19 protein-coding genes and 1 pseudogene are annotated in these 12279 nt (G+C 43.4%); 10 read left to right on the top strand and 10 right to left on the bottom strand.

Features of this window, described 5'->3' with window-relative positions; genetic code table 11:
* The 4 genes from ACEW80_RS13570 to ACEW80_RS13555 all read left to right on the top strand — a co-directional run bounded on the left by ACEW80_RS13570 (position 1) and on the right by ACEW80_RS13555 (position 4047).
* The gene (locus tag ACEW80_RS13570) at positions 1-795 is read left to right on the top strand and encodes an SDR family NAD(P)-dependent oxidoreductase (protein WP_373527084.1); all 795 of its coding nucleotides are present in this window, start codon (positions 1-3) and stop codon (positions 793-795) included.
* Between the two features lie 95 nt (positions 796-890).
* Positions 891-2003 carry an alkene reductase gene (locus ACEW80_RS13565; RefSeq protein ID WP_373527083.1) on the top strand — a complete coding sequence of 371 codons (1113 nt, stop codon included), beginning with the start codon at positions 891-893 and terminating at the stop codon, positions 2001-2003.
* Between the two features lie 55 nt (positions 2004-2058).
* Entirely contained in the window at positions 2059-2724 is a 666-nt protein-coding gene (locus ACEW80_RS13560) for a nitroreductase family protein (protein WP_373527082.1), read from the top strand.
* A 138-nt stretch (positions 2725-2862) separates the two neighbouring features.
* Complete coding sequence (locus ACEW80_RS13555) at positions 2863-4047, top strand: AbrB family transcriptional regulator (RefSeq protein ID WP_373527081.1); 1185 nt, start codon at positions 2863-2865, stop codon at positions 4045-4047.
* A gap of 494 nt (positions 4048-4541) precedes the next feature.
* On the opposite strand, the gene ACEW80_RS13550 is transcribed toward ACEW80_RS13555, so the two are convergent.
* Both ACEW80_RS13550 and ACEW80_RS13545 read right to left on the bottom strand, forming a co-directional pair.
* Positions 4542-4973 (bottom strand): orange carotenoid protein N-terminal domain-containing protein, encoded by a 432-nt coding sequence (locus ACEW80_RS13550; protein ID WP_373527080.1) that lies wholly within the window; start codon positions 4971-4973, stop codon positions 4542-4544.
* Between the two features lie 223 nt (positions 4974-5196).
* On the bottom strand, positions 5197-5688 hold the full coding sequence (locus ACEW80_RS13545) for an orange carotenoid protein N-terminal domain-containing protein (RefSeq protein WP_373527079.1): 492 nt from the start codon (positions 5686-5688) through the stop codon (positions 5197-5199).
* Between the two features lie 80 nt (positions 5689-5768).
* Here ACEW80_RS13545 and ACEW80_RS13540 point away from each other — a divergent pair, with 80 nt between their 5' ends.
* The 3 genes from ACEW80_RS13540 (at position 5769) to ACEW80_RS13530 (ending at position 7771) form a co-directional block, all read left to right on the top strand.
* Complete coding sequence (locus tag ACEW80_RS13540; protein ID WP_373527078.1) at positions 5769-5957, top strand: hypothetical protein; 189 nt, start codon at positions 5769-5771, stop codon at positions 5955-5957.
* A gap of 158 nt (positions 5958-6115) precedes the next feature.
* Positions 6116-6907 carry a class I SAM-dependent methyltransferase gene (locus ACEW80_RS13535; protein ID WP_373527077.1) on the top strand — a complete coding sequence of 264 codons (792 nt, stop codon included), beginning with the start codon at positions 6116-6118 and terminating at the stop codon, positions 6905-6907.
* Positions 6908-7072: 165 nt separating this feature from the next.
* Entirely contained in the window at positions 7073-7771 is a 699-nt protein-coding gene (locus ACEW80_RS13530) for a glutathione binding-like protein (RefSeq protein ID WP_373527076.1), read from the top strand.
* A gap of 67 nt (positions 7772-7838) precedes the next feature.
* Here the strand turns inward: ACEW80_RS13530 and ACEW80_RS13525 are convergent, their stop codons facing one another.
* Entirely contained in the window at positions 7839-8036 is a 198-nt protein-coding gene (locus ACEW80_RS13525; protein WP_373527075.1) for a DUF1902 domain-containing protein, read from the bottom strand.
* A 136-nt stretch (positions 8037-8172) separates the two neighbouring features.
* Complete coding sequence (locus ACEW80_RS13520; protein ID WP_373527074.1) at positions 8173-8364, bottom strand: hypothetical protein; 192 nt, start codon at positions 8362-8364, stop codon at positions 8173-8175.
* Positions 8365-8767: 403 nt separating this feature from the next.
* Here ACEW80_RS13520 and ACEW80_RS13515 point away from each other — a divergent pair, with 403 nt between their 5' ends.
* Positions 8768-8893, top strand: coding sequence for a hypothetical protein (locus ACEW80_RS13515; protein ID WP_373527073.1), 126 nt, complete (start codon positions 8768-8770; stop codon positions 8891-8893).
* Positions 8894-9068: 175 nt separating this feature from the next.
* Here the strand turns inward: ACEW80_RS13515 and ACEW80_RS13510 are convergent, their stop codons facing one another.
* Positions 9069-9308 (bottom strand): EF-hand domain-containing protein, encoded by a 240-nt coding sequence (locus tag ACEW80_RS13510; RefSeq protein ID WP_373527072.1) that lies wholly within the window; start codon positions 9306-9308, stop codon positions 9069-9071.
* Positions 9309-9453: 145 nt separating this feature from the next.
* On the opposite strand from ACEW80_RS13510, the pseudogene ACEW80_RS13505 reads away from it, so the two are divergent.
* Positions 9454-9546 (top strand): annotated as a pseudogene (locus ACEW80_RS13505) (site-specific integrase); the annotation flags it as partial.
* A 14-nt stretch (positions 9547-9560) separates the two neighbouring features.
* Here the strand turns inward: ACEW80_RS13505 and ACEW80_RS13500 are convergent.
* Complete coding sequence (locus ACEW80_RS13500; RefSeq protein WP_373527105.1) at positions 9561-9791, bottom strand: DUF1902 domain-containing protein; 231 nt, start codon at positions 9789-9791, stop codon at positions 9561-9563.
* Between the two features lie 214 nt (positions 9792-10005).
* Here ACEW80_RS13500 and ACEW80_RS13495 point away from each other — a divergent pair, with 214 nt between their 5' ends.
* Positions 10006-10251 (top strand): type II toxin-antitoxin system Phd/YefM family antitoxin, encoded by a 246-nt coding sequence (locus ACEW80_RS13495; RefSeq protein WP_373527071.1) that lies wholly within the window; start codon positions 10006-10008, stop codon positions 10249-10251.
* 1 nt (position 10252) lies between these two features.
* Here ACEW80_RS13495 and ACEW80_RS13490 read toward each other — a convergent pair whose 3' ends face one another.
* The 4 genes from ACEW80_RS13490 to ACEW80_RS13475 form a co-directional block, all read right to left on the bottom strand.
* A complete protein-coding gene (locus ACEW80_RS13490; protein ID WP_373527104.1) occupies positions 10253-10657 on the bottom strand; it encodes a type II toxin-antitoxin system VapC family toxin in 405 nt (134 codons plus the stop codon).
* A gap of 2 nt (positions 10658-10659) precedes the next feature.
* Positions 10660-10875, bottom strand: a complete 216-nt coding sequence (locus ACEW80_RS13485; RefSeq protein WP_373527070.1) for a hypothetical protein — start codon at positions 10873-10875, stop codon at positions 10660-10662.
* Between the two features lie 417 nt (positions 10876-11292).
* The gene (locus ACEW80_RS13480) at positions 11293-11463 is read right to left on the bottom strand and encodes a hypothetical protein (RefSeq protein ID WP_373527069.1); all 171 of its coding nucleotides are present in this window, start codon (positions 11461-11463) and stop codon (positions 11293-11295) included.
* Positions 11464-11553: 90 nt separating this feature from the next.
* Positions 11554-12279: WD40 repeat domain-containing protein (locus ACEW80_RS13475; protein WP_373527068.1), on the bottom strand; the 726-nt coding region annotated here is incomplete at its 5' end.

The following is a 12279-nucleotide window of genomic DNA, read 5'->3' as shown; positions in this document are numbered from 1 at the left end:
ATGGACTTGAAATTGCATGGTAAATCCGCGCTAGTGAGTGGTTCAACCGCAGGTATTGGTTTGGCGATCGCCCTTGGACTAGTTCAAGAAGGTGCATCAGTGATTGTTAACGGTCGCTCTGAAGAAAGAGTAGCTGAAGCGATCGCTAAAATTAAGCATTCTACACCCGACGCGAAAGTTTCTGGTGTTGTTGCTGACGCAGCCACAGCATCAGGAGTAGAGCAACTCTTTCAAAAAGTTCCTCACGTTGATATTCTCATAAATAATTTAGGTATTTATGAGCCAAAAGCGTTCTTTGATATTACTGATGAAGACTGGTTGAAGATATTTGAGGTTAACGTTCTGAGCGGAGTTCGTTTGAGTCGGCAATATCTGCAAAAGCAGCTAGAGCAAAACTGGGGGCGGATAATTTTTATCTCCAGCGAATCTGGTGTTCAGATCCCAGTGGAAATGATTCACTATGGCACAACTAAGACAGCGCAACTAGCCGTTGCCCGAGGTCTAGCAGAAATGACTGTCGGGACTGGAGTCACAGTAAACTCCGTCTTACCAGGGCCAACCCGTTCAGAAGGCGTTGAAGAATTTATCACCAAACTGGCACAAGAACGCGGTATCACTACTGCTGAAGTTGAGGCTGAGTTTTTTCAGAATGTGCGTCCAACTTCCTTAATTAAACGCTTTGCAACTAATGAAGAAGTAGCAGCGATCGTAGTTTACCTTTCTAGTCCCGTAGCTTCAGCAACTAATGGTGCAGCTTTGCGAGTAGATGGTGGCGTTATTCGGTCGATTGTTTAGTATTTAAACTACATCTGTCGTAGGGGTACAGCAATGCTGTGCCCCTACCCCGTGGTGTGAGGTGGGGTTCGGAATTTTGAATTGGAGCAAAGCACATGACAACTGATATCAACTTATTCTCTACTTACCAATTAGGGAATCTGGAACTACCTAACCGGATAATAATGGCACCCTTAACCCGAAACAGGGCAGCTGAGGGAAACGTACCGCATCAACTGAATGCTACTTACTACGTGCAACGTGCTTCCGCCGGACTGATTATTGCGGAAGCAACACAGGTAATTCCTGAAGGACAGGGCTATCCCAGTACACCAGGAATTTATTCACCAGAACAGGTGGAAGGGTGGAAGTTAGTGACCGATAGTGTACATCAGCAGAGAGGGAGAATTTTTCTGCAACTATGGCACGTAGGCAGGATTTCCCATCCTGACTTACAACCGGATGGAGCTTTACCTGTTGCACCTTCTGCCATTGCTCCTAAAGGTGATGCCTCAACTTATGAGGGGCCAAAACCTTTTGTAACTCCCCGTGCTTTAGAAACTTCAGAGATACCGGAGATAGTAGAACAGTACCGTCAGGGAGCGGCAAATGCCCTGGCAGCTGGGTTTGATGGGGTAGAAATTCACTCAGCCAATGGTTATTTAATAGATCAGTTTCTTCGGGATGGTACGAATCAGCGCACAGATCAATATGGGGGTGCCATTGAGAATCGGACTCGATTTCTGTTGGAGGTAACAGAGGCAGTAACTAGTGTGTGGGATTCTAACCGAGTCGGAGTACGTTTTTCTCCCAGTGGGACTTTTAACGATATGCGTGACTCTAATCCTCTGGAGACATTCGGTTATGCGACTCAAGCCTTGAATCAATTTAATTTGGCATATCTGCATATTTATGAGGCAACAGAGGCAGATATCAGACATGGCGGGATAATTGTACCCACTAGTCATATACGCGATCGCTTTACAGGTACACTCATGGTTAATGGTGGTTATACCCGTGAAAAAGGCAATGCTGTACTGGCAAACAAAGCAGCAGATTTAGTTGCCTTTGGCACACTATTTATATCAAATCCCGATTTACCCCGACGCTTGGCTTTAAATGCACCACTAAATGAACCAAATCAAGCAAGCTTTTATGGTGGCGATGAAAAAGGATATACAGACTATCCATTTTGGCCGGCTGCTAATGAGCCGGTCGCTAATGCGTAATCTTATATCCTAATTACGAATTATTCGGTCATAACTCAACTACCCTGAGAATCTTATGAGTTCCATTACCCAAATCCAAGCTTTAGATGTACCCAGTGCGATCGCTCAACGTCGTTCGATCAAAACTTTTAAAACAGATCCCATCGCCCCAGAACTGCTCAAGCAACTGGTAGAGTTGACCGTGGCCGCGCCCAGCAGCTTTAATATCCAGGACTGGCAAATTATTCTCGTGCAAGATCAGGCGCAAAAGGCAGCACTATCAGCAGCATCGTGGAATCAACAGCAAATTGTCCAAGCACCTGTAACCTTTGTATTTGCTGCCGATCCTAAGGTAGGTGAACAAGATTTGACCCCGATTTTTGAGCGAGCAATTGAAACTGGTGCATGGAATGAAGGCACGGTAAACTACTTTAAAACTGCTGTTCCGCAATTTCAAGCTGGGCTAGGCGACAAGAAACGCGAATATGCCATCAAAGATGCCATCATTGCCGCTACTCATTTGGTGTTAGCAGCAGAAAGTTTGGGATTGTCCACTTGCTTTATGAACGGTTGGGTTGAGGATCAGGTGAAAGAAGTGATTGGTGCTGGGGATAATCCAGATTTAGCGATCGCTGTCTTAGTTCCTGTTGGCTATGCAGCAGAGCCACGCTTGAATCCAGGTCGTTTGCCATTGTCCCACAACGTCTTTGTGGACAGAATCGGTAACTCTTATACAGGGTAGTTTTCTCTAAATTACAGCGATTTTCAGGTAAATAGACTCGCAGGGGAGGAGCGCATAGATTTGCTGCATAGGCATTGCGATACCCCTGCGAGCAAAATAAATGAAAACTGCTGTAAATTAATAGAAAAGCTTGTATTGATGAATGAAAGCCTAAGCGTTCCTCCCACCCCAGAAAAACTTACTCATAAAAATCCGACTATTGGCAAACAGCAGCTATTTGTAAAACAAGCAATTGTCCTTGCTTTGGAAATGCTTTTGGCATTACCTTTATGTTTACTTTTGGCAAAGTTCCATATTGGCGGGATTGCCTGGATATTTGGCGGGATTGCTGCTGGTACTGTGGTTCTTCAAGGCTGTCGGGTTTTCTATAAATACTCCCCCCAACCTAACCGCACTGCTAGAAAAGTGGGAATGGCACTTGTCGGCTTAACTATCGGCGCTTCCAATGCTCACGCTAATCTAGCTAGTGTTGTTTCTAGTATTCCGATCTTTATTTTTCTGAGTTTGTTTCTGCTGTTGAGTGGAAGCGGCATTGGTTACATTTACTCCCGTGTCAGCAAAACCAACATTTTGACAGCAATGCTGGCTACAGTTCCAGGCGGTGTCGGAGTTATGGCAGCGATCGCCGCCGATTACAATAAAAATGTTAGTTTAGTTGCCCTAGTTCAGGCAATTCGCGTCACCTCAATAGTTGTGCTAATTCCCTTCATTGCTAGGACATCAGCTGGTAATTACTATCCACAAAGACTTTCAACTAATAGTGCTTGGCTCAATCTCGATGCATCTCAACTAGAATTACTCTTGTTAGTACTGCTAATCACTGGATTAGTAGTCTATCCAGCTATATTATTTAAAATTCCGGCTGGCGATTTCTTTGGTGCCTTGTTGATTGGTATCGGCTTTAATCCTTTGCTTAATTGGCTGCCTTTCGTGGGTGATATTAGCTTTAGTCCGCCGCCTTTAATTAACTTTTTGGGTCAAATGCTTCTGGGAATTACTATTGGTGAATATTGGGGAGACAAACCCAACTTTACCAAAGGAACCATCGGCTATGCCTTGATGTGTGTAGTGATGACCCTCGCAAGCGGAGCGATCGCTGCTATACTTGCTATGCAATTAACCTCTTGGGACTGGTTAACCTGTCTCTTAGTCACAGCACCAGGAGGTTCAGCAGAAATGATTCTGGTTTCCTTGGCATTGAATCATAATGTGGAAATTGTTACAACTGGTCATTTAGTGCGGCTGATTGCGATTAACAGTTCTCTACCACTTTGGGTATTTTTGTTTCGCCGTCTTGATGAACAATTTTCAGAATCAGCTTAGGGAACTCTACAACAATACGGTTCAGTTAAGGAGAATCATAGGTTGGGTTGAGGCTTTGCGAAACCCAACAAACCTGCCTAAATGTTGGGTTTCGTTCCTCAACCCAACCTACGCAGCTTAAGGTTTTTTGCGCTAACTGAACCGTATTGAACTCTACAATAGGATTTTTCAAACAACCTCTAATACGCGGCAAGGGACACACAGTTAACTGTGTGTCCCTTGCGAACTAAGTAGGCGTACAAAAATATTTACAGTCATTGCGAGAGAAGTATTCGCAATGACATTGTGTAATTTATTCCGTTCGATTACTTACTTAATATTCCATCCAATTGAGAACAGCAACTAGCGGCTTTGAAGAGGTACAACTTCTAGATCATTCGGTTTAATAAAGTAACTGCTATACCCAATTGTTCAAAATTGACAACTTTATGGCCATTTTTAGCAAAAAATAAAGGTGAGGCATCGCTCTACTTACGATTTTTGACTCAAAACTTTTACAGCACCCGCTTGAAGAAAGTCACTAAATCTTCAATGTTGGGTGTGTCAAGTAAATCTATTACTTCTGTAGCTTTTTCAGACGATATATAGTCATTTGGTACACCGATAATTGAGGTTCCCAAGTTTTGGGCTAATTGATACCAAAAAGCTAATTTATCATCAGCATTCATCGAAGCATACTCTTCAGTTACTTCATCTTGGTTTAGCAATTGACGCAAAGCCAAAAGCTGTTCTGCTTGGGGCTGGTTTTGAATTTGTGCAACTAAATTTGCAGTCTTTTCGTTTGGCGCATTATTGAGAGCGATCGCTGGAATTTCACCAGAAATTTCATGGTAAAGTGATGCTAGTACACTCAGGCGATCGTCTTGATCCAAACTCTGGAATTTTGATACACCTTGTTCTAAAAAGTTGATGTTGGTAGAAGTCATAAATACCTCGAATTAATTAAGTACTTAATTAACAAAAACTTATCAAGTGAGAATTGTCAGCTAATGAGCTAGCCCTCATCTCCCAACTTGGGAGATGAGGTTAGGGGATGAGAGCAAAACCTCGAAACAAATCAGATTTTTCCTGAAGTTTACACTAATAGTTATAGGCTACATATCTAACCGGAAGCAGCCTAAAAAGTTCAAAACTTTAGTTCTAAAATTGCTAAATCTCTGCGCCTGGTTTTGATTCAGCACCCATTGGTGAAACATAGTCACGGAAAAGAGTAATCTGCTGCTCAAAGGCTAATCCTTGAATTTTGGTTAACAATGCTTGACATTCTGAAGGAATTTGATAGTCAGAAGGTATAGGAATGATAGTACCATTTTCCATACCTTGAGATAATCTATACCAAAAAAGTAGCTTAGTAGTATCACCCAAAGAGCCGTATTCACGAGAAATTAGGTTATCTACTTTATTAATTAAGTCACGCTGAACTTGTAATTGTTGTTCGTGAGATAATTCTTTAACTTGATTAAATAAACCTTCAGCGATTTCTGGGGAAACAGTGCTAGCACCAGGAGCTGCTGGAGTAATTGAACTACCCATTTCTTTATAGATAAACCAAAATAAAGCCAGTTGTTGATCCACATCCAATTTTTGCCAAGCTTGAACATGTTCACGAATAGTTGGATCGTTAGTTTGGGTGTATGTCATTATTTACTCCAATTGTAATTAAGTAGTATTATTAACAACCTTATCAAAGGGACATTTGGAGTTTTACCTACTGAAGACAGATGTATTGGAATCAAAAAGAAGAACAATTAGAATTAGAACATCAATCGGGCGGAGAATTGAAATTATTGGCAACAACAGGTTTGATAGTGGGAGCAGGTAGTGGACTTAGTACATTTTTAGCCCACCTATTTGCGAAAGAGAAAATAACCGTCGTTTTAGCTGCTGGTCAAATTGAGAAACTCACCTAACTAAGTAGTAAAATTGGGGCGGTTAGTTTTGCGACTGCGATCGCATCATCTCAGCATCTTACGTCAACCTCGCAGCACCTCGACATGGAAGGTAGAACTACGTCCGTGGGTAGAGAACTTCTAGCCTAGACAATTGTTACAAGAGTAATTTTGAATCTATGAAAATTGATTTTGGTGCAACTGCCGTCGATTATGCAAAACACCGTGCTGGCTTTCCCAGTTCATTATTTAACAAACTGTCTGAATACGGCATAGGTTTACCAGGACAAAACATTGTTGACCTCGGTACAGGAACAGGAACACTAGCGCGAGGCTTTGCCGATAGAGGTGCTTGTGTGATTGGCATAGACCCATCAATCTCACTTCTAGAACAAGCGAGATATTTAAGCGAATCTGCCCAACTTCCAGTAGATTATCGAGTCGCAACTGCCGAAAATACAGAGTTACCAGACGCAAGCGCTGATGTGGTGACAGCTGGACAGTGTTGGCATTGGTTTGACCGTGCCCAGTCCGTCCAGGAAATTACTCGGATATTGAGAGCGAATGGCTTAATTGCGATCGCTCATTTTGATTGGATACCCTTAAAAGGTAATATAGTCGAAGCAACGGAACAACTGATAGCAGATCATAATCCAGCGTGGAAACTGGGCGGCGGTACTGGGTTGTATCCTTTGTGGTTACAAGACATTGGAGAAGGAGGATTCCGAGAAATCCGAACATTTTCTTACGATGTATTTGTGCCTTATACACACGAAGATTGGCGGGGACGAATTCGTGCCAGTGCTGGTGTGGGAGCTAGCTTGACACCAGAAAAAGTAGAAGTATTTGACCGAGAACTAGCGACATTACTCCAAGTAAAATATCCTGAGTCAATTCTTCAAGTTCACCACAGAGTTTGGGCAGCGATCGCTAAATCACCTCATACCGCCGACCATCTCACTCTTAATTAGCAAACCGTGCAGAACGCTCTGGTATTGCTGAACAATCCTCTTTTTCATCAAAGATAGCAGTTTGGTAAAGAAGAAGTCAGTAGTAGAGAGATTATAATTTATAGCAGTTATTAGTTAATCCAATACACGCCCCTACTAAATCAAACACTTTAGGAGAAACAACCCATGATTGAATTTTATTATTGGCCAACCCCAAACGGTCATAAAGTTACAATTTTCTTGGAAGAAGTCGGACTACCCTATAATATCGTTCCTGTGAATATTGCGGCTGGTGAGCAATTTAAGCCGGAATTTTTGAAGATTTCTCCTAACAATCGGATGCCGGCGATCGTTGACGACGAACCAGCAGATAAAGGTGTGCCAATTTCTGTATTTGAGTCTGGTGCAATTTTGCTGTATTTAGCAGAAAAAACCGGGAAATTAATTTCCCAAGATTTGCGTAGTCGCACTCAAGTTTTAGAATGGTTGTTTTGGCAAATGGCAGGGCTGGGGCCAATGGCGGGACAAAATCATCACTTTAGCACCTACGCTCCCGAAAAGATTGAGTATGCCATTAACCGCTACGTCAATGAGACAGGGCGCTTATATGCAGTGCTGAATAAGCAATTAGCAGATAGAGAATTTGTAGCTGGCGATTATTCCATCGCCGATATTGCTGCTTATCCCTGGATTGTAGCCCATGAGATCCAAAGCCAAAACCTAGAGGATTTTCCTCACCTCAAGCGTTGGTTTGAAACAATTAAAGCCCGTCCGGCAACAATTCGCGCCTACGAAAAAGGCGAAGCATTTAAAACTCAAGCGCCTGATCTAGATAAGTTACGAGATTTGTTATTTAACCAGTCAGCAAAAACTATTCAGCCTTGAGTGTTTTGTGACCAGAGATGGTGGATTGTGCCAAGTCCAGATATTCAGCAATTGAAAATGAAGTTGATCAAATTTTGGAGAGAGAGTAGGTATAGACAATTTTGTTGAGAATGATCAGTTCTGGAATTATTTCTCGTAGTTTTTGCGTCAGAAGCTCTATCGTAGAAGCTTTTGTTACCAATCCAGGGATGTCATCACTAGCTGCTACCCAAACTTCTGCGTCTGAATCCCAAAATGCTTCAACCTTAAATGTAATTTGTGCCATCAGCGATCGCTAACAATGTAGTTCCAGTTTAGAACATCCGAGTTTTCAGGATAAGTGTAGATGCACCATCAGACTACAAGCGATGGCAATTTTGATTATCAAAGCGATGCCTCCAACTTACTTGCATAATTGCCCTTCATTCACCAGTATTTACCCTTGGATCTCGGCTGTTGCAGTTCAAAGGTCGAAGTTTTGAGTTCAGAGGTCGAAGTGCCGAGTTCAGAGGTCGGAGTTCCGAGTTCAGAGGTTGAAGTTCCGAGTTCAGAGGTCGAAGTGCCGAGTTCAAAGGTTGAAGTGCCGAGTTCAAAGGTTGAAGTGCCGAGTTCAAAGGTCGAAGTTCCGAGTTCTGAAGGTGAAAACTGGAGTTCTGAGCCGAATCGCACCAAGAGGATGTTTGAAAAGTCCTATTGCCAGTATCAAAACGTTCTAGATCCCCCTAAATCCACGCCACGTGCTTCAAGTCGGGAAACCCGCCCAACGCAGTGGCTCCCCTTAAAGAAGGGGGACTTTGATTCCGGTTCCCCCTTTTTTAAGTGGAGCCAGCGCGGTCTTCTCCCTTCTCTACGAGACGCTCCGCGAAGGCGCTAGCCTCTCCCTTTGGGAGAAGGGGAGAGGCTAAAAGCGATGGGGGTTTCCCCCATGAGTGACTGGCGTGGGTTAGGGGGGATCTATAAGTGCGTCAAATCACAGCCAAATACTTTTCAAACATCCTCTAAGAAAAGCTCAAAGGCTTGTGTCGCCTTTTCCCCAGCCTCCAGGCTGAGGCGATCGCCATAGGGAATCAAAGGTTTATGCGGGGTTTGGTGGTGAGGGCGGGGTTAGTCGTCATCCTCACAATTATTGTTCAACTCGCGTAGGCGGCGTATGTTCTCTGGCTTCACCGTTAAGAGCGTTAAAACCCTAGACAGCTTTAATGGCTGCTAGGGCTATGGGGAACAGCAGAATTGTGATATTACGTTAATGAATGTTGACGTGACATTTAGCTGTAGCAAACTGCAAACCAGCCAAAATTGTCACCTGAACCAATATTTTTTAGTTCTCAACAAAATTATCTGCTTTCTTAACTGCTTCCTTTAACTCTTCAAAGGTAATACTACCGTCTTCGTCTGAATCATATCGTACTAGCAACTCCTGGGGGCTACTGGTATTTGTTTCTGATGAGATGATTGCACTTAAGCCAGGACTTAAAAAAAGCTCATTAATGGACACTTTGCCGTCTTGATCGCGATCTAAGTTATTAAAAAGAGATTGAAGCTCTTGCTCGGTTGCCATAAGTTTCTATCTGAAGAACGTTTTTCTACTTAATATCTCATTAATCTCTCAAAATTAAATAAACTTATATCCTTAGACGTAGAAACGGGTATCGCTGGGGCTTAGATCAGGTGTAGGCTGTGATACAGGGTCTACAGTTGGGGCAATGAAAATCAATCGGCACGGTCGAGCCAAAGTTCTAACTCAACAAGAGATACAGCTAATTTTTAGTCATGGTTTGGAAAATGACCGCGATCGCTCCGACGAGCTACCCTACGCCTTTGACTCACCATCATTCACCCTTGGATCATGTTGTTGTTCAAAGTCAGAAGGGACAATTTTGTTGAGAATGATCAGTTCTGGAATTACTTCTCGTAGCTTTTGCGTCAGAAGCTCAATCGTAGAAGCTTCTGTTACCAATCCAGGGATGTCATTACTAGCTGCTACCCAAACTTCTGCGTCTGAATCCCAAAATGCTTCAACCTTAAATGTAATTTGTGCCATCAGCGATCGCAAACAATGTAGTTCCAGTTTAGAGCATCCGAGTTTTCAGGGTAAGTGTAGACGCACCATTAGAAACCAAGCGATGTTATCAGAGCGATGTCTCCGACGGGCTACGCCTACGCCTTTGATTCGCATATTTTAATATGCACGCTCCCTACTTACTTGCATAAGTTTGTAGATAAACTAAAGTAAAGTTATCGTCAGCTAAAAAAGCATGATGTCTTCGCTTTCTGTCAACGACGCTCAAAATAATTTACAAGAGCTAATAGACCAAGTTGCAGAGCAGGGTAAGCCTGTGATTACTCAGGGCGATCGCGGTAATGCGATTCTGCTGGCCCAAAAAGACTGGTCTGCAATTCAGGAGACTCTTTACTTGTTATCTATACCTGAAATAGGAGAATCTATAAAAGAAGGACTAGCAACTCCGATTCAAGAATGCGATCAGGAGAAAGATACGTAACTTAAGAATAACGCCAATTCTCTATTTGCAAGCTAGGTACTCTTTGAAATTCTCGAATATTAGATGTTACAACAATATGATTGTGAGTTAGTGCTGTTGCTGCGATCAGCACATCATAAGCACCGATAGGAGTACCTGCTGTTTTCAAAATACTTCTAATTTGGGCAGCAAGTTCTGCTTCTGCCACACCAAAAGGTAAAATTGTAATCGAACCTAATAATGCTTCAATCAATGATTGAATTTTTAAGGCACGTTGGGGATTGATTGCTAATCCGTACTTCACCTCCATTACTGTTAAGGAGGAAATAAAAATATCAGTGGGATTAGTAGACTTTAATAACTTGAGAGTGTTTTCTTCTCCCTTGACAAAATCACTAATTACGCAGGTATCGAGTAAGTAACCCATCATTACAAGTCGATTTCGTTAGGTGGTAGCAGTTCGTCTCGATAGGACTCAAAAAGGATACCTTCTATTACACCTTGATGTTGCATAATCGTTTCTGGCCAAGTCGTGGCTTTTGTTTCTAAGAAAGTTACAAAAACTCTGCTTTCAGTAACACCTTGTGGTATTTGGGCTAGTTCGATTTTGCCGTTTTTATAAATTCCTTCAATGGTTCGTAGCATTATTGTTTACCTCCTATCTAATTTCTAGTAGCATTTATTGCTGCTCTGGTGGGAGGCAAGCTAATTGTATCGAGTGCTTGTTCCAGAATGATTATTATAATGTGATTTGTGCGATTAGCGATCGCTAACAATGTAGTTCCAGTTTAGAACATCCGAGTTTTCAGAGTAAGCGTAGATGCACCATTAGACTACAAGCGATCGCTCCGATGGGCTACGCCAAAGCATTTTTGATTATCAAAGCGATACCAATACGGTTCGGTTAACGTGTTCATTCCTCGGAGATCCCCCCAACCCCCCTTTTTAAGGGGGGCTTATAACCCTCTTTTACCCCCTTTTTAAGGGGGTCGCCACAGGCGGGGGGATCTTAACCGAACCGTATTGAAAGCGATGCTCCCAATTTACTTGCATAATTGCCCTTCATTCACCAGTATTTACCCTTGGATCTCGGCTGTTGCAGTTCAAAGGTCGAAGTTCCGAGTTCAGAGGTCGGAGTTCCGAGTTCAAAGGTCGGAGTTCCGAGTTCAGAGGTCGGAGTTCCGAGTTCAAAGGTCGAAGTTCCGAGTTCAAAGGTCGGAGTTCCGAGTTCAAAGGTCGGAGTTCCGAGTTCTAAAGGTGAAAACTGGTGTTCTGAGCCTCAACTTTGGAGATTAGAGGTTTATTTGTCCTGTTTTCTTCTCATTAATCCCCGCTTTTATCTTCTTCTTTACTCCAAACATATTTACGGCAGACTTCACAAGCGGCTTTTGCTTCCTCTGTTTGCGGATTGGTGAAGATGGGATGGTAACGCAACCTGTCGCAACAGACTTGCAACCATGCACGCCAACCACCCCACCACAACCGCACTGTACCGTCACCACCGCCACTGACAATAGTCTGCCCATCTGTGCTAATGGCGACAGAACTGACACCACCCGCATGACCACGGAAGGGTTCAGCCAGGGGATGACCTTGCCGGTTCCACAACCGCACTGTACCGTCACCACCGCCACTGACAATAGTCTGCCCATCTGTGCTAATGGCGACAGAATTGACACCACCCGCATGACCACGGAAGGGTTCAGCCAGGGGATGACCTTGCAGGTTCCACAACCGCACAGTGCCGTCACGACCGCTACTGACAATTGTCTGCCCATCTGTGCTAATAGCGACAGACCTGACATAATTTTCATGACCACCAAAGGGTTCAGCCAGGGAATAACCTTGTAGGTTCCACAACCGCACTGTGCCGTAATTACCGCCACTGACAATTGTCTGCCCATCTGTGCTAATGGCAACAGAATTGACACCACCCGGATGAGCAGAGAAGGGTTTAGCTAGGGGATGACCTTGCAGGTTCCACAACCGCACAGTGCCGTCACCATCGCCACTGACAATAGTCTGCCCATCTGTGCTAATGGCGACAGA

The organism is Nostoc sp. (genome assembly GCF_041747015.1).
Classification (GTDB): Bacteria; Cyanobacteriota; Cyanobacteriia; order Cyanobacteriales; family Nostocaceae; genus Nostoc.
Note: the sequence above shows the minus strand (reverse complement) of the source record. Positions and strands in the feature narration are given on the sequence as shown.

Excerpts from the sequence above, each read along its gene's own strand:
- ACEW80_RS13570 (WP_373527084.1), top strand. The coding sequence starts at position 1 with ATGGACTTGAAATTGCATGGTAAATCCGCGCTAGTGAGTGGTTCAACC.
- ACEW80_RS13565 (WP_373527083.1), top strand. The coding sequence starts at position 891 with ATGACAACTGATATCAACTTATTCTCTACTTACCAATTAGGGAATCTG.
- ACEW80_RS13560 (WP_373527082.1), top strand. The coding sequence starts at position 2,059 with ATGAGTTCCATTACCCAAATCCAAGCTTTAGATGTACCCAGTGCGATC.
- ACEW80_RS13555 (WP_373527081.1), top strand. The coding sequence starts at position 2,863 with ATGAATGAAAGCCTAAGCGTTCCTCCCACCCCAGAAAAACTTACTCAT.
- ACEW80_RS13550 (WP_373527080.1), bottom strand. The coding sequence starts at position 4,973 with ATGACTTCTACCAACATCAACTTTTTAGAACAAGGTGTATCAAAATTC.
- ACEW80_RS13545 (WP_373527079.1), bottom strand. The coding sequence starts at position 5,688 with ATGACATACACCCAAACTAACGATCCAACTATTCGTGAACATGTTCAA.
- ACEW80_RS13540 (WP_373527078.1), top strand. The coding sequence starts at position 5,769 with ATGTATTGGAATCAAAAAGAAGAACAATTAGAATTAGAACATCAATCG.
- ACEW80_RS13535 (WP_373527077.1), top strand. The coding sequence starts at position 6,116 with ATGAAAATTGATTTTGGTGCAACTGCCGTCGATTATGCAAAACACCGT.
- ACEW80_RS13530 (WP_373527076.1), top strand. The coding sequence starts at position 7,073 with ATGATTGAATTTTATTATTGGCCAACCCCAAACGGTCATAAAGTTACA.
- ACEW80_RS13525 (WP_373527075.1), bottom strand. The coding sequence starts at position 8,036 with ATGGCACAAATTACATTTAAGGTTGAAGCATTTTGGGATTCAGACGCA.
- ACEW80_RS13510 (WP_373527072.1), bottom strand. The coding sequence starts at position 9,308 with ATGGCAACCGAGCAAGAGCTTCAATCTCTTTTTAATAACTTAGATCGC.
- ACEW80_RS13500 (WP_373527105.1), bottom strand. The coding sequence starts at position 9,791 with ATGGCACAAATTACATTTAAGGTTGAAGCATTTTGGGATTCAGACGCA.
- ACEW80_RS13495 (WP_373527071.1), top strand. The coding sequence starts at position 10,006 with ATGATGTCTTCGCTTTCTGTCAACGACGCTCAAAATAATTTACAAGAG.
- ACEW80_RS13490 (WP_373527104.1), bottom strand. The coding sequence starts at position 10,657 with ATGGGTTACTTACTCGATACCTGCGTAATTAGTGATTTTGTCAAGGGA.
- ACEW80_RS13485 (WP_373527070.1), bottom strand. The coding sequence starts at position 10,875 with ATGCTACGAACCATTGAAGGAATTTATAAAAACGGCAAAATCGAACTA.